The organism is Streptomyces sp. NPDC093546 (assembly GCF_044765045.1).
Classification (GTDB): domain Bacteria; phylum Actinomycetota; class Actinomycetes; order Streptomycetales; family Streptomycetaceae; genus Streptomyces.
Window position 1 is genome coordinate 179,401 of record NZ_JBIWJG010000006.1, and the last position, 22,330, is coordinate 201,730.

The window sequence follows — 22,330 nt, forward strand, 5'->3', positions numbered from 1 at the left end:
AGTCACTGATGAGCACGGTGAAGGAAGCCGTAGAGGTCGAGGTTCCTGTCCACACCGCCTACAACCAGTGGACCCTGTTCGAGTCGTACCCGGAGTTCATGGAGGGCGTCGAGCAGGTCCGGCAGGTCGACGACCGCCACAACCACTGGGTCACCAAGATCGGCGGGGTGAAGCGCGAGTTCGACACCGAGATCATCGACCAGCTCCCCGACGAGCGGATCGCGTGGCGGACCATCAGCGGCGACACCAAGCAGAAGGGCATGGTCAGCTTCCAGCGCCTCGACGAGACCCACACGCGCGTGGAACTGGTCATGGACGTCGAGCCGAGCGGTATGGCGGACAAGGCCGCCGACATGACCGGCATGATCGACCGCCGCGTCAAGGGCGACATGAAGCGGTTCAAGGAGTACATCGAAAAGCAGGGCACCGAAGACGGCGGCTGGCGCGGCCGCATCCGCCCGGGCGACTGACCCGGCTAGCCCTGGGCGGGGACCTGTCGACGCCTGGGCCTTGAGCCGGCACCGCGAGGCCTGGCTCAAGGCCCCGGCCTGCGGCCGTCGTCCTGCCTACGGCGGGGCTCTGACCACGACCCTTTCGAAGGACGGTCACCGCCCCCGCGAAGCCGACATCGGGAGCCGTATGAGCGGTCCCGGGCGGCCGCAGCCCGCAGGGGCTGCGGCCGCCTCGCGCTGCCGGGTCGCGCCGTCCGGCGCGAACGCGTCGGCGCGCTCCCGCACAAAGGCTTGTCCCGCAATTCTTTGTCGGCCTTCGCGGGTGCTGACGGTGGGCGGTCAGCGTCTCTCCTTCAGTGTCGAGTAGGCCCTCTCAAGGCCCTGGGCGTAGCCAGCGCCCAACTCGACGTAGACGTGCCCGCTGGCCGCACAGGCTTCACGCAGGGCAGTGCTTTGTTCCCTGACCCACGCGGCGATCTCCCGATAGGTGATGTCATCGGCTCCGGCGAGCCAGTCCGGGGCGACCCTCAAGTGTTCGGGGGTCAGCTCCGTGTTCCCAAGGAAGACGCAGCTCAGTGGCATCCCGAGACCAGCGGCGGCGGTGGCTGCCGCCGGCGTGACGATGTCGCCCTCGACCACATAGCCGTCCAGGGGATCGGAGTCGTCGAGGCTCTCCGCGGTGGCACGGATGAACTCAACGAGGAAGGGTTGCGCCGGTACGGCCTTGTCCGGGTGCGTGCCGTGGCGCACGCCGTGCTGGGGCGCGGCGCGCTGCAGCATCGAAACCAGAGCGTCGGTCGGGCATCCGGGGATGCCGTCCCGTTCCAGCAGCATCCACGCGAGGGTGCTCTTGCCCACCCGTGGCGGGCCGCCTATCAGGTAGATCACGTACAGACCGTACCCCGTGCGGCAGTTCTGGTGATCTGGCGGTGGCAAAGTCGTGACCACACCTCCGGATCGGGCAGGTCAACGTGCCATGGGACGATCTTGGCCGTGGCTGGTGTGATCACGGTGTCGCAGTCGTCCTGGATAGTGCCGTTCATCGCCGCTGCGCCAGCTCGCCCCGGTCTTCGGCATCTGAAGTCCACGGCCGACCGCATCGTCAACCATCTCGGCCCGTTGCTCGCGCTCCGGCCGCGCAAGCGGTTCCGCAGGGACACGGTGCTCATCGTGAATGGAACCCGGCTCCCGGGCTGACCGTCGGGTGCCGGTGCGGTCCGGTCAGGAGGGGGCGGAGACGTGATCGTGCGCGTGGTCTGCTGTCCGGCCGGGCCGGAACCGGCGGCGGACGAGCGCGATCAGGGAAGGTCCTCCGCGGAAGCACCACAGGGCGATGACCGGATCACAGATGGCACATGCCAGAGATGCGTCGTGGTAGAAGGGCAGGATCGGATTGCCCTTGAGGTGGTGGGCCATGTCCCAGGCCGTGTGGAGCAGCCAGCCGACGCCGATGAAGGTCCAGGAGTCCAGGCCGCGGTAGGCGACGTAGGCCGTGAGTGCGACGAATGGGAGCTCCCACGGGCCGAAGCCGCCCCCGCTCAGATAGGCGGCGCCGGCACCGCCCACCATGATCGCGTTGAAGTGGCGTCGGTGCGGTTCTTTGATCAGGGACATCAGCAGGCAGTAGACGATGCCGACGATCACTGGTGACACAAGGTTCATGAGGGGATGACTTCTTCCTCCTGGGGCGGGCCGAATCACCGCGGTCGAGCTGTCGCAGCGCGAGCACCGACGTCTCGGCCAGAGCGCGGTCCCGGGTGGGCAGGATCAGGGGTGTCAGTCGAGACCGGAGGTCCCGACGCCCACCTCCTCTTCCTGGGCCTCGCCGGGTTCGCCCACGCGGTTGGAGGCGCCGGGAACCAGAAGCATGTCGGCGCGCTCCAGGTCGAGGGCGCCGACGGCGCGCAGCGTCAGTCCTCCGATGCCGCTGACGACCTCACGAGGGCCCTCTGCGGTGACCAGCTCGACGGTCACCGCGCCGTCCGTCGCCGAGTCGCCGGCGTACGGGACCTCGTAGGGGGCAATGGCATCGAGCGGGTCGAAGCCATCGAACAGGACGACCTGGGTGTGCATGGGTGTGGGGTTCCTTCGGCGTCGATTTCCATCGGGACGCTCCGAAGTCAACCGGCTTCCTGGATGCTCGCCCAGTGGCACTAGTGACAGGTTGCAACGGGATAGTGCCAACACTTTCTCAACGCGTGTCGACGGCATGACGTGGGCCTTTCGGAACGGCGGCACAGGTCCGTCAAGCCGGTGGGGAGGTAGGTTCTGGCCATGCATACGGTTGCCGTGCTCGCGCTGGATCAGGTGATCCCGTTCGACCTGTCCACCCCGATCGAGGTCTTCTCCCGGACCCGCCTGCCCGACGGGCGGCCCGGCTACCAGGTACGGGTGTGCGCCGAGCGCGACGAGGTCGACGCCGGAGCCTTCACCCTGCGTGCCCCCTGGGGCCTGGAGGGCCTTCAGGGCGCGGACACGATCATCGTGCCGGGCGTCGCCGATCTCGCTGCCTCACTCCCTCCCGCCGTGCGCGACGCGCTGCGGTCGGCTGCTGCCGACGGCACCCGGATCGCCTCCATCTGCGTGGGCACCTTCCCCCTGGCTGACACCGGGCTCCTCGACGGACTGCGCGTCACGACCCACTGGCGCGCGGCCGGTCTGCTGGCTGCCGCCCACCCGGCCCTCGACGTCGACCCGGACGTCCTCTACGTCGACAACGGCCAGTTGCTCACCTCGGCCGGCGCCGCGGCGGGCATGGACCTGTGTCTGCACATGATCCGCCGTGACTACGGCTCGGCCGTCGCCGCCGACGCCGCCCGCCTGTCAGTGATGCCCCTCGAACGAGAGGGCGGCCAGGCGCAGTTCATCGTCCACGACCACGCACCCACACCGCAGGGCTCCGAGCTGGAGACGCTGCTCACCTGGCTACAGGAAAACCTGGCCCGCGACCTCACCCTTGCCGACATCGCCGAGCGGGCCGGAACCAGCACCCGAACCCTGATCCGGCGCTTCCGCGACCAGACCGGCACCACGCCGCTCCAGTGGCTCCACCGGGCCCGCATCCGCCAGGCACAGCACTTGCTGGAAACCACGGAGCACTCCGTGGAGCGCATCGGCAGCCAGGTCGGCTTCGGCTCACCCACCACCTTCCGTGACCGCTTCAAACGCACCACCGGCGTCAGCCCGCAGACCTACCGGCGCACGTTCAGTTGAACAGCCGGTCGGCAGGTGGTCGTCGCGTGTGCTGCCGGGTATGAGGAGAGGCCCGCAGGCCGCTGGTCGCCGTGGTGTTGGAGGTGGCGACTCCTCTGACGCCCGCCGTGCCGTTCCAGCCCGTGCCCTGCTTCTCGGCGGTCGCGCGAGGCCCAGCCGCCCGACGAGGGCCATGGGGCCCGGCCTCCAGCTCCGGCCCCGCCCCCGGCAAGCACCCGCACCCGCGCCCGCCGCCGCCTCACCCCCCGCCCGGCCGCACCAGCTCCCCGCCCGCCCGGAGGCCCGGGACGTTCCGCGGGTCCACCACCACCAGTTCGTACGGGTGCGTGCGGCCGCGTTGCCACTGGCCGCCCGACAGGGGGACCGTGGCGACGTTCGGGACGGGGCCCGACGTCCAGTCCAGGGGGCCCGCCATGGTGTCCAGGCGGGTCGCGCCGAGGGCCGCCGCCACGGAGGGCGGATCCGTGGGGTCGGTGGCGGCCGACAGGGCGTGGAACGCCACCTCGAAGAGGGCGTACGCGAGGCCCAGCGGCTGGAGCCAGCGGTTGCCGGTGGCGCGCTCGTACGCCTCGGCGAGCTCCGCGGCCGTCATGCCGTCCAGGGACGAGCGGTAGGGGTGGTCCGGGGTCCAGTAGACGAGCGTCCCCACGTCGGCCTGCGCGGGCTCCCCGGCGGCTGTCGCGGCGGGCGGGTAGGCCAGCCACCGCGAACAGGTGATGAGCCGCGGCCGCAGGCCGTACGCCGCGGCCTGCCGGCGGAACAGCGCGAGGTCCGCCCCCGTCGCCGCGCTCGTGACGACGTCCACGCCCGCCTCCCGGAACGCCGCCAGCGTCCCGCCCGGGCCGTCGAAGCCCGCGGACGGCTCCCGGTACCCCGCCGGGTCCACCAACCGGTACCCGCGCGCGCGTGCCGCCGGGAGGAAGCCGTGGGCGGTGTGGCGCGACCACGCGCCCTGCGGGCCGTCGTTCCACAGGCACCCCACCGCGCGGTCCGGCCCCGCGCCCGCCGCCTCCCACAGGTCCGCGAAGGTCTCCGCGATGTCGTCCAGGCCCCAGCAGAAGTGGTACGTCCACCGGAACGGCCGCTCCTCCGTCGCGCCGCGCCCGTAGAAGTACACCTGCCAGGGAAACGTGCTGGACAGGCACGGCACACCGGCCTCCTCGCAGCTGTCGGCGACCGCCGGAAGCACCTCCGTCCCCGCCAGCGTCACCACCATCCGCGCCCCTTCGTCCCGCACCAGCTCCCGGACCGCCCGCCGGGCCCCCTCGGCGGTGGAGCGGCTGTCGCGGCTCACCAGGCGCACCCGCCCGCGCAGTTTCGGCCCCACGAGCTCCATGACGTACGCCAGTGGATCCCCGAGCCGCGCCAGTCGGCCGGTGCGCGCGACGACCACGCCCACGGTCGGGATCCGTCCTTCTTCCCCGGTGTCCTGTTCCATGCCCCGGACAACGCCCCCGCGGAGGGTGGCGTAACGTGGCGGAACGATCCGTCTCTCACCGGGCCCGTACGATGAATCGATTCATGACAGGGCGCCTCCGAGCTCCTACGATGAAGCCTCCGAGGCAGAGGACAGGGGGTGCGCGGCGTGGCGCGCATGGTGGGCATCAAGGACGTGGCGCAGCACGCGGGCGTCTCCGTCGGGACCGTCTCCAACGTCATCAACCGCCCCGGCACCGTCGCCGAGGCGACCCGCGAGCGCGTCCAGGCGGCGATCGAGGAACTCGGGTACGTCCGCAGCGAGTCCGCCCGCCACCTGCGCGCGGGCCGCAGCCGCATCCTCGCGCTGCTGGTCCTCGACATGGCGAACCCGTTCTTCGTGGACCTCGCCACCGGCGCCGAGCGTGCCGCCCGCGCGGCCGGGCTCGGCGTGATGCTCTGCAACAGCGCCCAGGACCCGGCGGAGGAGGCCGAATACCTCGCGCTCTTCGCCGAGCAGCGCGTGCGCGGCGTGCTGGTGACGCCGGCCGATCCGGCGGGGCACACCCTCGCGGCGTTCGCCCGGCACGGCATCCCGTACGTCCTGGTCGACCGCACGGCCGCCGCCGCCGACGCCTGTTCCGTCTCGGTCGACGACGTCGAGGGCGGGACGCTGGCGGCGCGGCACCTGCTGGACGGCGGCCACCGTTCGCTCGTGTACGTCGGCGGACCCGCGCACCTTCCGCAGGTGCGGGACCGGTTCACCGGAGCGCTGGGCGCGCTCGCCGAGGCCGGGCTGCCCGCCGAGGCCCTCGTACACGTCGAGACCGAGCGGCTGGACGTGGCCTCGGGACGGGACGCGGGGGCCAGGCTGCTGGGCATGTCGCCGCGCCCCACGGCGGTCTTCTGTGCCAACGACCTGCTGGCGCTCGGTGTGCTCCAGACGCTCTTCGCCGCCGGGGTGTCCGTCCCCGGGGACATCGCGCTCGTCGGGTACGACGACATCGAGTTCGCGGCGGCCGCGGCCGTGCCGCTCACCTCCGTACGCCAGCCCGCCCAGCGGATGGGCGGGCTCGCCGCCGAGCTGCTGATCGAGGAGGCCGGCGACGCGGCGGCCCGCCACGAGCACCGGCGCATCGTGCTCCAGCCGGAACTGGTGGTCCGCGCCTCCAGCCTGGCGTCCCGCGGACACTGAGCCCGGGCGGCCCGTCACTCCCGAGCCCCAAGGGCCCGAGGCCCCGGCGCCCCGGAGTCCATCGCTCCCGAGCCCGCCAAGCTATTCCGTCCAAACCGTTGACGCGCCCGGCGGTGCTCCTTACGTTGTCTCAGCAAGCGCTTTCTTAAAACGATTCAAGCGGCCATACCGAACCGCGCTGGAGGACGAACTGTGCGTACCCCTGGGAGTGTTGACCGGCGCAGCCTGCTGAAGTTCGCGGGCGGCTCCCTGGCCGCCCTCGGCCTGACCGCGACGGGCTGCGGCACCGGAAGCGGCTCGGGCGGCGGCGGGACCGTCACCATCCGGTACGCGTGGTGGGGCTCGGACGACCGGGCCAAGCGCATCAACAAGTGCGTCGCGCTCTTCGAGAAGAAGTTCCCGAAGATCAAGGTCAAGACCGACTTCCAGCCGTACCTCGACTTCTGGAAGAAGTTCAACACCCAGGCCTCCGGGGGCAATCCGCCGGACGTGTTCCAGAACGCGATCGGCTTCCTGCGCAAGTACGACGAGAAGAACGTGCTCCTTGACCTGCGTGAGCAGGTCAAGGCCGGGAACCTCTCCATGGACGGCTTCCGCGCCGGTCTCGACACTTTCGGCGAGGTCGACGGCAAGCTGCTCGGCGTCCCCGTGGGCTCCAACTCCATGGCCCTCGTCATCGACGAGCCCGTCTTCCGGAAGGCCGGCATCACCCCCCGCCCCGGCTGGACCTGGAACGAGTTCCACGCCGCCCTCGCGAAGATCCGCGACACCCAGGGCCGCGCCGGCGACAGCGGCCTGTACGGCGTCATGTACCTGTACGACCTCTACCTGCGCCAGCACGGCAAGGCGTTCTTCACCAAGGACGGCCTCGGCTTCACCGCGGCGGACCTCACCGACTGGTGGGCCAAGGGCCAGGCGGGCGTGAAGGCGGGCCTCCACTCCGACCCCAAGAAGGTCGCCCAGATCAAGCCGAAGTCGGCCGTGGCCGCCCAGCTCGCCGCCTCCGAGTTCACCTGGGACAACTTCACCATCCGCTACACCTCCGAGGGCAAGAGCGAGTACGCCCTCGCTCCCATCCCCACCACCGACGGCAGGAAGACCGGCCAGTACCTCGGCTCCCTCATGCTCAGCGCCTCCAAGCGCACCAAGCACCCCAAGGAAGTCGCCCAGTTCATCCACTTCATGGTCCACGACCCCGAGGTCGCCAGGGTCATGGGCTACGACCGCGGCGTCCCGGCCACCACCGCGCAGTACGAGGCGTTCCGGCCGACGGACCCGGTGAACCAGCGGATCGCCGCGTACGAGAAGCAGCTCGTCGACTCCGGCGTCCTGGAGACCATCACCCCCCACCCCGCCGGGGCCGACGTCGCCGAGGCGGCCTTCCTGCGCATCGCCGAGGACATGGCCCTCGGCAAGCGGTCCGTCGCCGAAGCGGTCGAGCAGTTCTTCACCGAGTCGAAGACGGCTCTCCGCTCCTGATGGGCACCGCCATGACGCACCCCGAGACCGCCGCCGCGCCCCCTCCCGTCCCGTACGAGGGCTCCGCTCAACGCCCCGCGCCCAGTGCCCCCGCCCCCGGCCGCCGTCGCGGCCGCCGCGAGAACCTCGCCGGCTACCTCTTCATGTCGCCCTGGATCGCCGGGTTCCTGCTGCTCACCGCCGGCCCGATGGTCGCCTCCTTCTACTTCGCCTTCACCGACTACAACCTCTTCGACACCCCCCGGTGGGTCGGCCTGAAGAACTTCACCGACATGTTCGCCGACCCCCGCTGGCGCCACTCCGTCGACGTGACGCTCTGGTACGTCGTCATCGGCACGCCGCTGAAGCTCGCCGCCGCCCTCGGCGTGGCGCTGCTGCTCCACCAGAACCGGCGCGGCCAGGCCTTCTACCGGGCCGCCTTCTACGCCCCCTCCCTGATCGGCGCCAGCGTCTCCATCGCGATCGTCTGGAAGGCGATCTTCTCCGACGACGCCCTCGTCGACCGCGCCCAACGCGCCCTGTTCGGCGTGGACGTCGGCGGCTGGACCGGCGACCCCGACTGGATCCTCTACAGCCTGGTGGCGCTGACCGTCTGGCAGTTCGGCGCCCCCATGGTGATCTTCCTGGCCGGTCTGAAGCAGGTGCCGCGCGAGCTGTACGAGGCGGCCGAGATGGACGGCGCGGGTACCTGGCGGCGGTTCTGGCACATCACCCTCCCCATGATCTCGCCCGTCCTCTTCTTCAACGTCCTGCTGGAGACGATCCACTCCTTCCAGATCTTCGGCTCGGCGTACATCCTCGGCGGGCAGGGCGGCACCTGCGGGCCGGCCGACGCCACGCTCGTCTACACCTGCTACCTCTACGTCCAGGGCTTCGAGAACAGCCGCATGGGCTTCGCCTCCGCCATGGCGTGGATGCTGCTCCTCGCCGTCGGCCTGGTCACGGCGGTGCTGTTCTGGTCCCAGCGGCGCTGGGTGCACTACGAGGAGGCCGCCCGATGAGCGCGCTGACCACCTTCCGCCGGCGGGGCGCCGGCTCGCTCGCCTGGCACCTCGGCTCCCTCGCCGTGCTGGCCGTGGTGCTCTACCCGGTGGTGTGGGTGATCGGCGGCTCCCTCAAGCCGAACGACGAGATCGTCGGCAGCCTGGAGCTGTTCCCCACCGACCCCATCACCGACAACTACCGTCGCCTCGCCGACGGCATCGCCGACATCCCCATCACCACCTTCTTCGGCAACTCCCTCTTCCTCGCCGTCGGTTCGGTGATCGGCGTGCTGTTCTCCTGTTCCCTGGCCGCCTACGCCTTCGCCCGCGTCCGGTTCGCCGGCCGGGGCCTCCTCTTCACGCTGATGATCGGCACGCTGCTGCTGCCGTACCACGTGCTGCTCATCCCGCAGTACGTCATGTTCCAGAAGTTGGAACTGATCAACACCTACACACCGCTGCTGCTCGGCAAGTACCTCGCCACCGACGCCTTCTTCGTCTTCCTGATGATGCAGTTCATGCGCGGGCTGCCGAAGGAGCTCGACGAGGCCGCCCGGCTCGACGGCTGCGGACACCTGCGGATCTACTGGTCGATCGTCCTGCCGCTGTGCCGGCCCGCCCTGATCACCAGCGCGATCTTCACCTTCATCAACGCCTGGAACGACTTCATGGGCCCGCTGATCTACCTCAACGAACCCGACAAGTACACCGTCTCGCTCGCCCTGAAGATGTTCGTCGACCAGGACGGCATCGCCAACTACGGCAGCATGATCGCCATGTCGCTGGTCGCGCTCCTGCCCGTCCTGCTCTTCTTCCTCGCCTTCCAGCGGTACCTCATCGACGGCATGGCCACCTCCGGCCTGAAGGGCTGAGCCGTGCGCGCCGCCGTCGCCGCCCGCTTCGGGCTCTTCGCCGAGTGCCTGCTCACCGGCGTGTGGATCACCCTCGCGTCCCTGCCGCTGGTCACCCTCCCCGCCGCACTCGCCGCCGGCTCCGCGCACCTGCGGCGCCACCTCGCCCACGAGCGCTCCACCTGGCGGGAGTACGCCGCCGACGTCCGCGCCGCCACCCGGCGCGGCGGCCTCCTGGCGGGCCTCGCCGGCTGGGCGGCGCTCGCCCTGGTCGGGGCGGACCTCGCGGTCGTACGCGCCGGCGGCCTGCCGGGCGCCCCGCTCGTCGGCGCCGTCGGCGTACTGGCCCTGCTCGCCCTGGCCGTCACGGGCCTTCGGGCCGCCACCGCCTGGCGCCCGGGTGCCTCCTGGCGCGCCCTGCTCTCCCCGGCCGCCCGCCGCACCGCCCGCGACCCGGCGGGCTCCCTGACCCTGGTGTGCGGCTTCGCCGTGATCGCCGCCTCGGCGTGGTTCGCCGCCCCGCTGGCCGCCCCGGCCCTCGGGATGCTCGCGGCGGCGGCCCTCGCCGTCGAACAGCGGGACATGTCCGGCCGCCCCGGCCTCTGATCCCCGGAAGGAAGACACACATGTCTCCGATACCTCGCAGAACCCTGCTCAAGGCCGCCGCGGCCACGGGCGCCGCCGCCCCGTGGGGCTGGGTGCCCGGGCACGGCACCGCGCAGGCCGCCGCGCCCGGCGCCGCCGGGGCGGGCGACGCGCCCGTGACCGTGCGGTGGCTGGAGTCCGGCGGGCTCGGCGCCGCGCCGGGATCGACCTTCGGCGTGCCGTGGCCCAAGGGCGCCCACGCGGACGGCACCTCCTTCGCCCTCGCCGCCGCCGACGGTACGGAGGTCCCCGTACAGACCTGGCCCACCGCGTACTGGCCCGACGGCTCCCTGAAGTGGACCGCCCACGCGGTCGGCCCCGAAGCGGCGGGCGGCGAGCGGTTCACGCTCACCGCCGGCACCCCGGCCGCCGCCTCCCGCCGGGTCACCGTCACCGAGACCGACCGCAGGATCACCGTCGACACCGGCACCATCACGGCCGTCGTCCCCAAGGACGGCGAGAAGCTCGTCGCGTCCGTCATCCGCGCCGGGACGAAGATCGCCACCGACGGCCGGCTCGTCCTCCTGCGCCAGGACGACCTCGACGACGGCGACCAGGGCAACGCCAAATGGGAGCGGTTCGACGGCACGATCTCCCGCGCCACCGTCGAACAGCGCGGCCCGGTACGGGCGGTGGTCCGCATCGACGGCAAGCACCGCAAGGGCAGCCGCAGCTGGCTGCCGTTCTGCGTACGGCTGTACTTCTACGCGGGTGCCGAGTCCTTCCGCATGGTCCACACGATCACCTACGACGGCGACGCGCGGAAGGACTTCATCCGGGGCCTCGGCGTCCGCTTCACCGTGCCGATGCGCGACGCCGCCTACGACCGCCACATCCGCATCGCGGGCGAGGGCAAGGGCTTCCTCACCGAGGCCGTCCAGGGCATCACCGGCCTGCGCCGCGACCCGGGCGCGGCCGTGCGTACCGCCCAGGTCAAGGGCGAGAAGCTGCCCGACCCGGCGACCTGGGACCAGCGTGTGACCAGCCGTCTGGCGTACGTCCCGACCTGGGGCGACTACACCCTCGCCCAGCTCTCCGCCGACGGCTTCACCCTGCGCAAGCGCACCAAACCCGGCCACGCCTGGATCCCGGCCGGAGGCGGCGGCCGGGCGAGCGGCTTCGGCTACGTCGGCGGGGTGAGCGGCGGACTCTCCTTCGGGCTGCGGGACTTCTGGCAGAAGCACCCCGCCCAGCTCGACGTCCGCGGCGCCGCGGGCGACGCCGCCGAGGTCACGCTGTGGCTCTGGTCGCCCGAGGCGCAACCCATGGACCTGCGCTTCTACCACGACGGCCTGGGCCAGGACACCTACCCCGAGCAGCTCGAAGGGCTCAACATCACGTACGAGGACCACGAACCGGGCTTCGGCACGCCGTACGGCATCGCCCGCACCAGCGAGCTGATGTTCTGGGCCAACGCCGCCACCCCCGGCGCGGACGCGCTCGTCGCCCAGGCCGCCGCCGTCCGCACCCCGCCGCAGCTCGCCGCGAGCCCGCACGACCTGGCCCGGGCAGGGGTCTTCGGCGGCCTGTTCTCACCCGTCGACCGCTCCACGCCCGCCAAGGCGAGGATCGAGGACCAACTCGACTTCCTCTTCACGTACTACAAGGACCAGGTCGAGCAGCGCCGCTGGTACGGCTTCTGGGACTACGGCGACATCATGCACACCTACGACGAGGACCGGCACCAGTGGCGGTACGACGTCGGCGGCTACGCCTGGGACAACTCCGAGCTCTCGCCCGACCTGTGGCTCTGGTACGCCTACCTGCGCTCCGGCCGCGCCGACGTCTTCCGCTTCGCCGAGGCCATGACCCGCCACACCGGCGAGGTCGACGTCTACCACCTGGGACAGTGGGCCGGGCTCGGCACCCGGCACGGCGTGCAGCACTTCGCCGACAGCGCCAAGCAGCAGCGCATCTCGACCGCCGTCTACCGCCGCCCCTACTACTTCCTCACCGCCGACGAGCGCGTCGGCGACCTCATGCGCGACCTCGTCGACTCCGACGAGACCTTCCTCGCCCTCGACCCCCTCCGCAAGATCCGCACCGAGCCCTACACCCCCGACCGCCACGCCCTGTCCATCGGGTTCGGCACCGACTGGAGCGGCCTCGCCGCGGCCTGGCTCACCGAGTGGGAGCGCCGGGGCCCAAAGGCGGCCAAGGCGGAGGCCCGGCTGCGCTCCACCATGGAGACCATCGCCGCCCAGCCCAACGGCTTCGTGCAGGGGACGGGCCTGTACGACCTCGACACCGGCCGGTTCGCGGTGGCGGACAAGCCCGTCGTGGGCGTCTCGCACCTCTCCGCCATGTTCGGGCTCGTCGAGATGTGCGCCGAGCTCATCGACCTCATGGACATGCCCGCGTTCACGGAGGCGTGGCTCGACTACTGCCGCTACTTCAACGCCACCAAGGCCGAGCAGGCGGCGCGCTACGGCACGCACTTCGGCAACCTGCTGCTCTTCCAGGGGCACTCCCGCCAGGACGCGTACGCGGCCGCGCGGCTGAACGACGACCGGCTGGCGGCGCGCGCCTGGCAGAAGTTCTACCGCAGCGACGGGTACACCACGGCGATGGCCTGGGAGAAGACACCGCTCGAAGGCCCGGACGTCCTCGAACCGGGCTACGAGCACCTGTGGATCAGCACCAACACGACGGCGCTGTTCGGGCTCGCGGCGATCCAGAACCTGGCCCTGGTCGGGGACAAGATGCCGGGCTGAGCAGTGTCGTCGGAGACCGGGGCTCGTTGCACGTATCTGTAGGAACCTTTCTCCTCTTCCGATCCGTACAGGAGCAGAGCAGATATGAGCATTCGTCCCGGTATCCGACTGATCACCGTGTGCGCCGGCGTGGCGGGCGCGAGCATGGCGGCGATCGTTCCGGCGGCCGCCGTCGCGACCGCCATCGCCGAGCAGCCGCCGGCCTCGGTCGGTACGCCTATCTCCTCCAACCTCAACAGCACGGGCCTGCTGGCCTCGGACCCCCAGGCGCAGGGCAAGCCGGGCCAGGCCTCGCCGCTGCCGGTCGGCGGCGGCCCCGTCGGCGGCCTCCTCGGCGGCGTGCCCGCCGGTCTGCCGCTCGGGGGCTGACCGACGGGACGGCGCGCCGGTGCCCCGGCACCGCCGTACCACTGCACCGCCGTATCACCGCACCTCCGCATCACCGCGTTTCTGCGTCGCGCCCCTGCTCTTCCAGCGTGCGCAGGAACGCCGTGGTCGCCGGGGTCGGGTTGAACGCGCTCCAGACCAGGTACTCGACCCGGCGCGGGCCCCGGGTGATCGGCACGGTCACCAGCCCGGGCAGGTCCGCCGCCACCGCGGACGGCAGCAGGGCGATGGCGAGCCCCTGCCGGACGAGGCGGACCATCAGATCCGGCGCCAGCACCTCGAACGCGACCTCACGCGTCAGCCGCGCGGCGCCGAACGCCTGGTCGCTCTGGGCCCGGCCGGGCGTGCCGGAAGGAAAGTCGACGAACGTCTCCTCGGCGAGGCGGTCCAGCCCCACCCGGGTCCTTCCGGCCAGTGGGTGACCCTCGGGGACGACCGCGACCAGCCGGTCGCGCGCCAGCAGCCGTGCGCGTACGCCCTGGGGCCGGTCGCCCTCCGGCAGGCCCAGGGACGCGACATCGAGCTCACCCGCCACCACTTGGGCCGTCAGTTCATCGCTGGCGGCCACGCGGAGGCTGATCCGCACCTCGGGGTGGCGCTCCCGGAACACCCGCAGCGCCGCCGGGACGTCGATCGCGGCGACCGTGGGGATCACGCCCACCGCCAGACGCCCCCGTACGACACCCACCGCCGCGGCGGCCTCGGCGGCGGCCCGGTCGGCCGCCTCCAGTGACTGACGGGCCGCCGGCAGGAACGCCTCGCCGGCGGCGGTCAGCTCCACCCGCCGGCTCGTACGGGCGAACAGCTTCACACCGAGCTCCCGCTCCAGCGCGGCGACGCGGTGGCTCAGGGCGGACTGGACGACGAAGCACCGCTCGGCGGCGCGCGTGAAGTTCCGCGTCTCGGCCACGGCGATCACGTAACGCATCTGCTGCAGATCCACCGATCCATCGTGCAGCACGATCGTTGGCATGAAAACCATGCGTTGGATTCATGGACGATCAGCGCCGAGACTCGGTACATGACCAGGGGGACGGCGCTACGGCGCACCACGACGCAGCAGACCAACCAGCAGCCGAACCAGTCGACCGGCCGGCGGGCGCGCTCCCGCTGGATGCTCATCCTCCTCATCGTCACCACCGCGCTCGCGCCGATGGCCTGGGGCACCACCTACTGGGTCACGACCGAACTCCTGCCACCCGGCCACCCGTTGTTCGCGGCGCTGACGCGCTCCCTGCCGCTGGGGCTGCTCGCCGTCGCGGTCACCCGCACACTGCCGCGCGGCGACTGGTGGGGGAAGGCCGCCGTGCTCGGTGTGCTCAACATCGGCGCTCCCTTCCCCCTGCTGTTCGTCGCGGCGGAGCGCCTGCCGGGCGGCGTGGCCGCCACCCTCGGTGCGGCCCAGCCGCTGATCGTGGCGGGGCTGGCGATCGTCGTGCTCAGCGAATCGCCGTCCGCCTGGCGGCTGTCGTGGGGAGTGGCCGGAGTCGTCGGCGTGGGGCTCGTGGTGCTGCGCCCCGGCGCCGGATTCGACGCGCTCGGCGTGATCGCCGGGGTCGGAGCCGCCGGGTCGATGGCCGCCGGCGTCACCCTCACCAAGCGCTGGGGGCGCCCCGCCGGTGTGGGCCCGCTGCCCTTCGCCGGCTGGCTGCTCTCCGGCGGCGGACTGTTCCTGCTGCCGCTGGTCCTGCTCTTCGAGGGCGTGCCGCCGTCCGTCGACGCGCACGCTCTGACCGGGTACCTCTGGCTCGCGACCGCCGGCGGGCTGATCGCCTACGTGCTGTGGTTCCGCGGCATCGGCCGCCTGCCGGTCACCGCCACCTCGCTCCTCGTCCTGCTCTCCCCGCTCGTCGCCGCGGTGGTCGGGGCGCTGCTCCTCGGCGAGGTCTTCACGCCGGTGCAGCTCGGCGGTTTCGCCCTCGCGCTCGCGGCGCTCGTCGCCGGGCAGTTCACCCCGTCACGCACACCCCTCCCCGTATCGCGGCCCGACGTGCCGCACACCCGGAAAGGCCACCAGTCATGAGGATCACCGTCATCGGCGCCACCGGCATGGTCGGCTCGCGCGTCACCGCCGAAGCCGTACGCCGCCGTCACCAGGTGACCGCCGTGTCCCGGCGGCCTTCCGAGTCTCCGCACACGGCGGCGGGCACGACGGCGACGCTGGCAGCGGACTTCACGGCCGCCGGCGCCCCGGACGCCGCCCTCGCCGGGGCCGACGCCCTCGTGCTGAGCGTTCCTCCGGTCCTGGACGACGCGGCCGCCGTGACCGGCTCCATGCACCGCCTCCTGGACGCCGCGGCGAGCGCGGACGTGCGGGTGCTGGTGGTCGGCGGCGCCGGACCGCTGCGCATCCCCGGCGACCCGGCCCGGCTCGCCGTCGACGACGAGACGTTCGTGCCCGCGGCGTGGCGCTCCCTCGCCCGCGCGAGCCTCGCGCAACTACGCGCCTGCGAGAGCCACGCGTACCGGGGCTGGACGTATCTGAGCCCGCCGGCGCTGCTCGAACCGGGCGAGCGCACCGGCACCTACCGGTGGGGCCGGGACACGCTGCTGACCGATGCCGCCGGGGCCTCGCGCATCAGCGCCGAGGACCTCGCGGTGGCCGTCGTCGACGAACTGGAACGGCCCGCCGGCGCGGCGCACCTGACGGTCGCCTACTGACCGGAATGCCGCCTACGGCTGGCGGTGCGTCACCGCCACCGACGGCGTGAACACGATCCGCGTGAGCGACCCGTCTTCGGTCCAGTGCACCTCCGTCGTGTCACCGTCCACGCCTTCCAGAACCGCCGCCTCCGCGAGCGGGGCGGGGTCCGGGACGGCGGTCAGGGAGGCGAGGGCCACCAGCAGCGCCGTACCGCCGTCGCTCGGGCCGGTGGCGAGGCGGGGCAGGGCGGCCCAGCGGGTGTACGCCGTCCCCTGCGGGGCGCGCAGCTCGGCGGGGTCCGGGTCCGCCCAGCCGTGCAGGCCGTACAGCTGCGAGGCGAGCGCCTCGTCCGGGCCCGTCGCCCACCCCGACAGATGGACGTGCGCGCCGCGCGGCAGGCCCGTCACCCGGTGCACCCGCAGCTCGTACCGGCCGCGGACCACCGTCACGTGCTCCACCCGCAGCCCCGGCACCATCGGCGCGCCGGAGGGGAAGGCGGGCCGGTGCCAGGAGGCGGCCCAGCCCCAGCCGTCGCCGTGACCGGCGCCCAGGGGCCTGACCCGGCACCGCACGGACGCGACGCCGCCCACCTCCACGGAGAGGTGGTTGTCGGGCGTGTTGGCGGCCGACGTCGGCCCCGTGCGCGTCGAGTAGGCGAGTCGCCCGTACAGCACGTCGTGCCGGTCCGCCGACTCGCCCTCGAAGGGGCGCAGAGGGTCACTGCCGTGGTTGTGCAGCCGCGCGATCCCGTCGGCGGCCGTCGTCTGCACCAGCAGCCCCGGCGCGGGCAGCGCCCGCACCCGGTCGGCGCCGCCCTCGGCGGGCGCGGCCTCCTCCCGTACGGTCCACAGCGGGTCGTCCGCCGGGACGAGCAGCGCCACGAACGCCTTGGAGGCCCAGTACGGCGACGCCGGGCCCGAGTACGACTGGAGCGTCGGCTCGTGCGGGCCGTGCCAGCCCGGCGTCAGCAGCCCGTCGCGCGCGTCCACCGCGCCCCGGTCCAGGAAGTGGCGCAGGCAGCCGCTCAGCAGCCGCCGCGAGACCCCGGGCGCGAGCGGCGTGTACCCGGTCAGCGCGCCGAGACCCACCGCCGCGCCCGCAGCGAAGCGGTACGCCAGCGACCGCCCGAAGTGCACCGGCGCGCCGTCCCCGCCGAACAGCAGCGAGAAGCCCTCGAGGTGCGCGCGCAGCCGCGGCCCGTACAGGCCCAGGAGGCCCCGGTCGTCCGCGAGATGGGCGTGCAGCACCGGATACAGGTGCAGGGCCCAGCCGTTGTAGTGGTCGAAGGCGCGGCCGTCGCCGTCCGCGTACCAGCCGTCGCCCCGGTACCAGGACTCCAGCAGCCCCAGGCCCCGCTCGACCGCCCGCGCGGTCTCCGCGTCGCCGCGGCCCACCGACTCCAGGAACCCGGCGACGGTGAGCGGGAAGAGGTACCAGTTGTTCGGCGCGGGTGTGTGCCGCAGCGCCCCGCGCAGCCACGCCTCGGCCCGGTCCCGTACGGCGTCGTCGAGGCGGTCCCACAGCCAGGGCCGGGTCAGCCGCAGTCCGAGCGCCACGGAGGCCGACTCCACCATCGGCTGGCCCTGGACGTGGTGGTCGAGGATGAGCGGCCACGACTCGGCGTCGTCGCGGCCGGGCGTGCGTGTCCCGGCCGCCAGCCCGTCGGCGTACCGGCCGAGCAGTCCGTACGGATCCTCGCCGCCGGCGCCCGCCACCCGGAAGGCGGCCGCGAGGAAGGTCCGGGCGTAGCCCTCCAGGCCGTCCGAACGGACCCCGGACACGGACGGGCGCCCCGGCAGGTCCAGCAGCGCGCCCCCGGGCGTCGCCCAGCGCCAGGCCGCCCGGACCAGGCCGTCGGCCACCGCCTCCCAGTGGGCGCGGGTGAAACCGGTGTACGGGCTGGTCCCGCGGTCGTCGGGCGGCAGCTGCAGGCGCGGGTGCGGGGGAACGTGGGGCGGCATCGGGCACTCCCATGGTCGGAACACGGGAATGGTGATCGCTTGATGGTAAGTCGGTCAAGAGATCGATCAGTTGGGTGGGAAGATCGCGGGCGATCGATCAAACGATCAGCGTAGGTGGGCGGCGATGTCCGCGATCGCTTCCGGCCCCACCCGGCAGCACCCGCCGATCAGCCGCGCCCCGGCCCGCCGCCAGCCCGCCGCCCGGTCGGCGGAGAAGGTCGGACGCCCGTCCCATGCCTGCGCCCGGGCGTCCCAGCGCTCGCCGCTGTTCGGGTACACGACGACCGGCTTGCCGGTCACGCGGGCGGCGAGCGCGACCGCCCGGTCGGCGTCCTCGGGGGCGCAGCAGTTGACGCCGACGGCCACGATCTCCTCCGCGTCCGCCGCAAGGGCGAACGCCTCCTCCAGCGGCTGCCCGGCGCGCGTTTGCTCCCCGGCGATGGTGTACGACAGCCAGGCGGGTACGCCGAGCCCGCGCACCGCGCGGAGCAGCGCTTGCGCCTCGTCCGTGTCCGGCACGGTCTCCAGCGCCAGGACGTCCGGCCGGGCGGCGGCCAGCACCTCCAGGCGCGGCCGGTGGAAACGCTCCAACGCGTCGACGCCCAGCCCGTACCGCCCCCGGTACTCCGAGCCGTCGGCCAGCATCGCCCCGTACGGCCCGGCGGACGCGGCCACCCACAGTGCCCGGCCGGGGCTCCTGGCTTCCGCGCGGCGCGCGGCCTCCCGCCCCAGCTCCACGCTGAGCGCCAGCAGTCCGGCCGCCCGGTCGTGGCCGGTGCCGTGCCGCGCGAACCCCTCGAAGGTCGCCTGGTAGCTAGAGGTGATCACGACGCTCGCGCCCGCCGCGTAGTACGCCAGATGCGCCTCGACGATCGCCTCGGGCCGCTCGGCGAGCAACCGCGCCGACCACAGATCGTCGGAGAGGTCGTACCCGGCGGCCTCCAGCTGGTTGGAGAGGCCGCCGTCCAGGACGAGGGCGGGGCCACCGGCGAGGGCGTCGGTGAACGGGGGAGGGGCGACGGCGCTGCTCATGGGGCCGAAGCTAGCGGACCGCGCGCCGTGCGGCGTAGCGCGGGCCAAAGGTCGATCCGGGCCTGGCCGTTGACCTCGTCCCCGGCTCCCTCTACGGTTTCGCCGTTCGGTATGACAAATGATGTTCGATATATCGGATATCGAGCCGGTCATCAGTCCGCATCCCGAAGGGCGCCGTACCGCATGAGCCGCAGTGACATACCCCTCCCCAGCCGCAGAACCGTCCTCATGGGCGCCACCCTCGCCACCGGTGCGCTCGCGGCCGTCCCCGGCGCCGCCCTGGCCGCCGCGCCGGGCCGCCCGACGGCGGCCGCCCCGTACGCCAACCCCCTCGTCCGCAACCGCGCCGACCCGCACATCCACCGCCACACCGACGGCCGGTACTACTTCACCGCCACCGTCCCCGAGTACGACCGGATCGTCCTGCGCCGCGCCCGCACCCTGCGCGGACTGGCCGGGGCCGAGGAGTCGGTGATCTGGAGACGGCACACCAGCGGTGACATGGCCGCGCACATCTGGGCGCCGGAGATCCACCACATCGACGGACGCTGGTACGTCTACTTCGCCGCCGCGCCCGCCGACGACGTGTGGAAGATCCGCATGTGGGTGCTGGAGAACCCGAGCAAGGACCCCTTCCGGGGCACCTGGACCGAGAAGGGCCGGATCGTCACCGCCTGGGACACCTTCTCGCTCGACGCCACCACCTTTGCCCACCGGGGCAGCCGCTACCTCGCCTGGGCGCAGCACGAGCCCGGCACGGACAACAACACCGCGATCTTCCTGTCCCGGATGGCCGACCCGGTGACCCTGAGCGGCCCTCAGGTGCGGCTCACCACACCCGAGTACGACTGGGAGTGCGTGGGCTTCAAGGTGAACGAGGGCGCCTCCGTCATCGAGCGCAACGGCCGCGTCTTCCTGACGTACTCCGCCAGCGCCACCGACAGCAACTACTGCCTGGGCCTGCTCACCGCCGACTCCCGCAGCGACCTGATGGACCCCGCGTCCTGGACCAAGTCGCCCCGGCCCGTCTTCACCAGCGACGACACCACCGGGCAGTACGGCCCCGGCCACAACTCCTTCACCGTCGCCGAGGACGGCCGCACCGACGTCCTCGTCTACCACGCCCGTCCGTACAAGGAGATCAGCGGCGACCCGCTGCACGACCCCAACCGCCACACGCGTATCCAGCGGCTCGGCTGGAAGCCCGACGGCACCCCGGACTTCGGCGTCCCGGTCGCGGACGGGCCCGCCCGCCCGGCCGCGCTGCCGAGGGAGGGAACCTGATGTTTCTTGGTGCCATGAAACGCGAGAGACGTTCCGCCCTGGTGGTCGCGGCGGCGGCCATGATCCTGCCCGTCCTGCCCGCCCTTCCCGCGCACGCCGCCCCCTCGCCGGCGCCGTACGGGCAGGGCCTGGACCACTGCACCGGCACCGCGCCCGTCGTCTGCCACTTCGACGTCCCGCCCGGCACGTACGACGTCACCGTCACGCTCGGCGGGGAGGCCGCGGGCGCCACCTCCGTCACCGCCGAGACGCGGCGCGCGATGCTCGCCGAGACCGCCACCGCGGCCGGTGAGCGGGTCCGCCGCACCTTCACCGTCGACGTACGCACCCCCGAGGGCGAGCCCACCGGGCCCGCCGGGACGCCGGGGCTGCAGCTGGCCTTCGGGGGCCCGGCGCCCGCGCCGGCCGCCGTCCGCGTCACCCCGGCGCCGTACGCGACCCGCCGGATCCTGCTCATCGGCGACTCTACGGTGTGCGACCAGCCCGGTGAGCCGTACGCGGGCTGGGGGCAGCGGCTGCCCGGCCTCCTCGGGCGCGGGCTCTCCGTCGCCAACCACGCCGACTCCGGCGAGAGCACCGTCACCTTCCTGGCCGACCCCGCCCTCTTCCCGGCCGCGCAACAGCGCATCCGCCCCGGAGACCTGGCGCTCGTCCAGCTCGCCCACAACGACAAGCGGACCGACGCCCCGACCTACCGCGCGAACCTCACCGCGCTCGTCGACGGCGTACGCGCGCGGGGCGGGCTGCCGGTGCTCGTCACGCCCATCGTGCGCCGCTGGTTCAACCCCGACGGCACGCTCGACAACGACACGGCCCTGCTCGTCAACGGCCTCGGCGTCGACCACCCGGCGGAGATCCGCGCCCTGGCGGCCCGCCTCGGCACGCCGCTGATCGACCTGACGGCCCTCACCAAGGCGCGGGTGGAGGCGCTCGGTACGGAGGCGTCGAAGGCCCTGTATCTGACCAACGAGAAGCGCGACAACACCCACACCTCGGTGCGCGGCGCCACCGAGTACGCCGGGCTCGTCGCCGACGAGCTGGTGGCCCGGGGGCTGATCGGCTCCTGGCAGCGGCGGTGAGGCCGGTGACGCCCGCTCAGGCGCAGGCGCCGAGCGCCGCCAGGGCCGACCACGCGGAGCCCGCGGCGAAGAGGCGGGGCCGCGCCGCCGCGCCGGGCGTCAGCAGGGCGTAGTGCAGCGGTGTGAGCGACAGGTCGCCCCACGGTTCGACGGTGTGCACGCGGGCCAGTACCTCGCCGCAGCGACCACAGCCGATCCACGGCACGACGGCCTGGCCCGCGGCCGGGGCCGGCAGCGGCCGGGCGTCCGGGTGCTCGATCAGCCGGAGCGACGCCTCCTCCGCGCCCGGCCGGACCGCGGCGCAGCGCAGGAGCCGGGGCGTGAGCGCCTCGCCCATGCCCCACTCCCGGGCCACCACCGCGATCTCGGCGACGGTGGCCTCGCTCACCACCACCCCGTGCGCCTGGAGGCCGGCCACCAGCCGGTCGAGACCGGCCTCCTGTTCCCCGATGGCCCAGTAGTCCCTGACCTCGGTGGCCGCGGGCTCGGGCAGCAGGCCGGCGAACCGGTACCAGCGAGTAACTTCATCGATCACCCAGAGAGGCTACCGGGAGGAAGACGAAGGTGAGCGGCCGAGGTCCGCCTTCTCGGCCGCCGCCCCCTGAATGGCGGGAAGTTGCTCTCTGGTGATGAGCCCCTTCACGGTGTAGCGTCGATACCAGATGTCGTGGTTCGCAGTTCCTGCCCACGCGGAGGCGTGGGCTTCTTGCTGTGCAGTGCAGGACCAGGGCGATCACCTCCGGGTCCGCGCGGTGCGGGCCCGTCATCGACTGAGAGGCACCAGCATGGCCAGCGGAACCGTGAAGTGGTTCAACTCCGAAAAGGGCTTCGGCTTCATCGCGCAGGACGGCGGCGGTCCGGACGTCTTCGCGCACTACTCCAACATCAACGGCAACGGCTACCGTGAGCTCCAGGAAGGCCAGGCCGTGACCTTCGACATCACGCAGGGCCAGAAGGGCCCGCAGGCGGAGAACATCACCCCCGCCTGACCGCGC

At 72.6% G+C, this 22,330-nt stretch carries 21 protein-coding genes and 2 pseudogenes; 15 read left to right on the forward strand and 8 right to left on the reverse strand.

The genetic code is table 11. The annotated features are described in order from the left end of the window. The first annotated feature begins 8 nt into the window (after positions 1-8). Positions 9-470, forward strand: a complete 462-nt coding sequence (locus ACIRNI_RS15820; protein ID WP_403551956.1) for an SRPBCC family protein — start codon at positions 9-11, stop codon at positions 468-470. A 321-nt stretch (positions 471-791) separates the two neighbouring features. Here ACIRNI_RS15820 and ACIRNI_RS15825 read toward each other — a convergent pair whose 3' ends face one another. After that, a complete protein-coding gene (locus ACIRNI_RS15825) occupies positions 792-1,340 on the reverse strand; it encodes a hypothetical protein (RefSeq protein ID WP_403551958.1) in 549 nt (182 codons plus the stop codon). Positions 1,341-1,500: 160 nt separating this feature from the next. Between ACIRNI_RS15825 and ACIRNI_RS15830 the strand changes: the two are divergent. Continuing rightward, positions 1,501-1,643, forward strand: a pseudogene (locus tag ACIRNI_RS15830) (IS5/IS1182 family transposase); the annotation flags it as partial. 30 nt (positions 1,644-1,673) lie between these two features. On the opposite strand, the gene ACIRNI_RS15835 reads toward ACIRNI_RS15830, so the two are convergent. Both ACIRNI_RS15835 and ACIRNI_RS15840 read right to left on the reverse strand, forming a co-directional pair. Beyond that, positions 1,674-2,114: a DUF6010 family protein gene (locus ACIRNI_RS15835; RefSeq protein WP_403551960.1), complete on the reverse strand. Its 441-nt coding sequence runs from the start codon at positions 2,112-2,114 to the stop codon at positions 1,674-1,676. Between the two features lie 132 nt (positions 2,115-2,246). Then, positions 2,247-2,525 (reverse strand): annotated as a pseudogene (locus tag ACIRNI_RS15840) (DJ-1/PfpI family protein); the annotation flags it as partial. Positions 2,526-2,726: 201 nt separating this feature from the next. On the opposite strand from ACIRNI_RS15840, the gene ACIRNI_RS15845 reads away from it, so the two are divergent. Next, positions 2,727-3,665: a GlxA family transcriptional regulator gene (locus ACIRNI_RS15845; protein ID WP_403551962.1), complete on the forward strand. Its 939-nt coding sequence runs from the start codon at positions 2,727-2,729 to the stop codon at positions 3,663-3,665. Positions 3,666-3,903: 238 nt separating this feature from the next. Here the strand turns inward: ACIRNI_RS15845 and ACIRNI_RS15850 are convergent, their stop codons facing one another. Next, the gene (locus ACIRNI_RS15850; protein ID WP_403551964.1) at positions 3,904-5,103 is read right to left on the reverse strand and encodes an ABC transporter substrate-binding protein; all 1,200 of its coding nucleotides are present in this window, start codon (positions 5,101-5,103) and stop codon (positions 3,904-3,906) included. A gap of 156 nt (positions 5,104-5,259) precedes the next feature. On the opposite strand from ACIRNI_RS15850, the gene ACIRNI_RS15855 reads away from it, so the two are divergent. The 7 genes from ACIRNI_RS15855 to ACIRNI_RS15885 all read left to right on the forward strand — a co-directional run bounded on the left by ACIRNI_RS15855 (position 5,260) and on the right by ACIRNI_RS15885 (position 13,317). Beyond that, the gene (locus tag ACIRNI_RS15855) at positions 5,260-6,276 is read left to right on the forward strand and encodes a LacI family DNA-binding transcriptional regulator (RefSeq protein ID WP_403552203.1); all 1,017 of its coding nucleotides are present in this window, start codon (positions 5,260-5,262) and stop codon (positions 6,274-6,276) included. 192 nt (positions 6,277-6,468) lie between these two features. Continuing rightward, the gene (locus tag ACIRNI_RS15860) at positions 6,469-7,755 is read left to right on the forward strand and encodes an ABC transporter substrate-binding protein (RefSeq protein WP_403551966.1); all 1,287 of its coding nucleotides are present in this window, start codon (positions 6,469-6,471) and stop codon (positions 7,753-7,755) included. After that, complete coding sequence (locus ACIRNI_RS15865) at positions 7,755-8,756, forward strand: carbohydrate ABC transporter permease (RefSeq protein WP_403551968.1); 1,002 nt, start codon at positions 7,755-7,757, stop codon at positions 8,754-8,756. Before ACIRNI_RS15860 ends, ACIRNI_RS15865 begins: the two co-directional genes overlap by 1 nt. Continuing rightward, entirely contained in the window at positions 8,753-9,610 is an 858-nt protein-coding gene (locus ACIRNI_RS15870) for a carbohydrate ABC transporter permease (protein WP_403551970.1), read from the forward strand. The genes ACIRNI_RS15865 and ACIRNI_RS15870 overlap by 4 nt, the downstream gene beginning before the upstream one ends. A 3-nt stretch (positions 9,611-9,613) precedes the next feature. After that, the gene (locus tag ACIRNI_RS15875) at positions 9,614-10,195 is read left to right on the forward strand and encodes a hypothetical protein (protein WP_403551972.1); all 582 of its coding nucleotides are present in this window, start codon (positions 9,614-9,616) and stop codon (positions 10,193-10,195) included. Between the two features lie 20 nt (positions 10,196-10,215). Continuing rightward, entirely contained in the window at positions 10,216-12,948 is a 2,733-nt protein-coding gene (locus ACIRNI_RS15880) for a Tat pathway signal sequence domain protein (protein WP_403551974.1), read from the forward strand. Positions 12,949-13,032: 84 nt separating this feature from the next. Next, positions 13,033-13,317 (forward strand): hypothetical protein, encoded by a 285-nt coding sequence (locus ACIRNI_RS15885; RefSeq protein ID WP_403551976.1) that lies wholly within the window; start codon positions 13,033-13,035, stop codon positions 13,315-13,317. Between the two features lie 70 nt (positions 13,318-13,387). Here ACIRNI_RS15885 and ACIRNI_RS15890 read toward each other — a convergent pair whose 3' ends face one another. Next, the gene (locus tag ACIRNI_RS15890; RefSeq protein WP_403551978.1) at positions 13,388-14,278 is read right to left on the reverse strand and encodes a LysR family transcriptional regulator; all 891 of its coding nucleotides are present in this window, start codon (positions 14,276-14,278) and stop codon (positions 13,388-13,390) included. 171 nt (positions 14,279-14,449) lie between these two features. Between ACIRNI_RS15890 and ACIRNI_RS15895 the strand changes: the two genes are divergently transcribed. Next, positions 14,450-15,358 carry an EamA family transporter gene (locus ACIRNI_RS15895; RefSeq protein ID WP_403552204.1) on the forward strand — a complete coding sequence of 303 codons (909 nt, stop codon included), beginning with the start codon at positions 14,450-14,452 and terminating at the stop codon, positions 15,356-15,358. Continuing rightward, a complete protein-coding gene (locus ACIRNI_RS15900) occupies positions 15,355-15,996 on the forward strand; it encodes an NAD(P)-dependent oxidoreductase (RefSeq protein ID WP_403551980.1) in 642 nt (213 codons plus the stop codon). The genes ACIRNI_RS15895 and ACIRNI_RS15900 overlap by 4 nt, the downstream gene beginning before the upstream one ends. A gap of 12 nt (positions 15,997-16,008) precedes the next feature. On the opposite strand, the gene ACIRNI_RS15905 is transcribed toward ACIRNI_RS15900, so the two are convergent. Next, positions 16,009-17,940, reverse strand: a complete 1,932-nt coding sequence (locus ACIRNI_RS15905) for a DUF2264 domain-containing protein (protein WP_403551982.1) — start codon at positions 17,938-17,940, stop codon at positions 16,009-16,011. Between the two features lie 105 nt (positions 17,941-18,045). Beyond that, positions 18,046-18,972, reverse strand: a complete 927-nt coding sequence (mmuM, locus tag ACIRNI_RS15910; protein WP_403551984.1) for a homocysteine S-methyltransferase — start codon at positions 18,970-18,972, stop codon at positions 18,046-18,048. Between the two features lie 183 nt (positions 18,973-19,155). Between mmuM and ACIRNI_RS15915 the strand changes: the two genes are divergently transcribed. Together ACIRNI_RS15915 and ACIRNI_RS15920 are read left to right on the forward strand one after the other, a co-directional pair. After that, a complete protein-coding gene (locus tag ACIRNI_RS15915; RefSeq protein ID WP_403551986.1) occupies positions 19,156-20,256 on the forward strand; it encodes a family 43 glycosylhydrolase in 1,101 nt (366 codons plus the stop codon). A gap of 14 nt (positions 20,257-20,270) precedes the next feature. Beyond that, on the forward strand, positions 20,271-21,335 hold the full coding sequence (locus tag ACIRNI_RS15920) for a rhamnogalacturonan acetylesterase (protein ID WP_403551988.1): 1,065 nt from the start codon (positions 20,271-20,273) through the stop codon (positions 21,333-21,335). A gap of 16 nt (positions 21,336-21,351) precedes the next feature. Here the strand turns inward: ACIRNI_RS15920 and ACIRNI_RS15925 are convergent, their stop codons facing one another. Next, positions 21,352-21,870: a hypothetical protein gene (locus tag ACIRNI_RS15925; RefSeq protein WP_403551990.1), complete on the reverse strand. Its 519-nt coding sequence runs from the start codon at positions 21,868-21,870 to the stop codon at positions 21,352-21,354. A 250-nt stretch (positions 21,871-22,120) separates the two neighbouring features. Here ACIRNI_RS15925 and ACIRNI_RS15930 point away from each other — a divergent pair, with 250 nt between their 5' ends. Continuing rightward, a complete protein-coding gene (locus tag ACIRNI_RS15930) occupies positions 22,121-22,324 on the forward strand; it encodes a cold-shock protein (protein ID WP_190203608.1) in 204 nt (67 codons plus the stop codon). Positions 22,325-22,330: the final 6 nt, after the last annotated feature.

What these genes read in the sequence shown, in the direction of transcription:
- ACIRNI_RS15835 (WP_403551960.1), bottom strand. Translation starts at nt 2,114, where the DNA reads ATGAACCTTGTGTCACCAGTGATCGTCGGCATCGTCTACTGCCTGCTG.
- ACIRNI_RS15930 (WP_190203608.1), top strand. Translation starts at nt 22,121, where the DNA reads ATGGCCAGCGGAACCGTGAAGTGGTTCAACTCCGAAAAGGGCTTCGGC.
- ACIRNI_RS15900 (WP_403551980.1), top strand. Translation starts at nt 15,355, where the DNA reads ATGAGGATCACCGTCATCGGCGCCACCGGCATGGTCGGCTCGCGCGTC.
- ACIRNI_RS15880 (WP_403551974.1), top strand. Translation starts at nt 10,216, where the DNA reads ATGTCTCCGATACCTCGCAGAACCCTGCTCAAGGCCGCCGCGGCCACG.
- ACIRNI_RS15905 (WP_403551982.1), bottom strand. Translation starts at nt 17,940, where the DNA reads ATGCCGCCCCACGTTCCCCCGCACCCGCGCCTGCAGCTGCCGCCCGAC.
- mmuM (WP_403551984.1), bottom strand. Translation starts at nt 18,972, where the DNA reads ATGAGCAGCGCCGTCGCCCCTCCCCCGTTCACCGACGCCCTCGCCGGT.
- ACIRNI_RS15895 (WP_403552204.1), top strand. Translation starts at nt 14,450, where the DNA reads ATGCTCATCCTCCTCATCGTCACCACCGCGCTCGCGCCGATGGCCTGG.
- ACIRNI_RS15845 (WP_403551962.1), top strand. Translation starts at nt 2,727, where the DNA reads ATGCATACGGTTGCCGTGCTCGCGCTGGATCAGGTGATCCCGTTCGAC.
- ACIRNI_RS15865 (WP_403551968.1), top strand. Translation starts at nt 7,755, where the DNA reads ATGGGCACCGCCATGACGCACCCCGAGACCGCCGCCGCGCCCCCTCCC.
- ACIRNI_RS15850 (WP_403551964.1), bottom strand. Translation starts at nt 5,103, where the DNA reads ATGGAACAGGACACCGGGGAAGAAGGACGGATCCCGACCGTGGGCGTG.
- ACIRNI_RS15915 (WP_403551986.1), top strand. Translation starts at nt 19,156, where the DNA reads ATGAGCCGCAGTGACATACCCCTCCCCAGCCGCAGAACCGTCCTCATG.
- ACIRNI_RS15885 (WP_403551976.1), top strand. Translation starts at nt 13,033, where the DNA reads ATGAGCATTCGTCCCGGTATCCGACTGATCACCGTGTGCGCCGGCGTG.
- ACIRNI_RS15820 (WP_403551956.1), top strand. Translation starts at nt 9, where the DNA reads ATGAGCACGGTGAAGGAAGCCGTAGAGGTCGAGGTTCCTGTCCACACC.
- ACIRNI_RS15920 (WP_403551988.1), top strand. Translation starts at nt 20,271, where the DNA reads ATGAAACGCGAGAGACGTTCCGCCCTGGTGGTCGCGGCGGCGGCCATG.
- ACIRNI_RS15855 (WP_403552203.1), top strand. Translation starts at nt 5,260, where the DNA reads ATGGTGGGCATCAAGGACGTGGCGCAGCACGCGGGCGTCTCCGTCGGG.
- ACIRNI_RS15870 (WP_403551970.1), top strand. Translation starts at nt 8,753, where the DNA reads ATGAGCGCGCTGACCACCTTCCGCCGGCGGGGCGCCGGCTCGCTCGCC.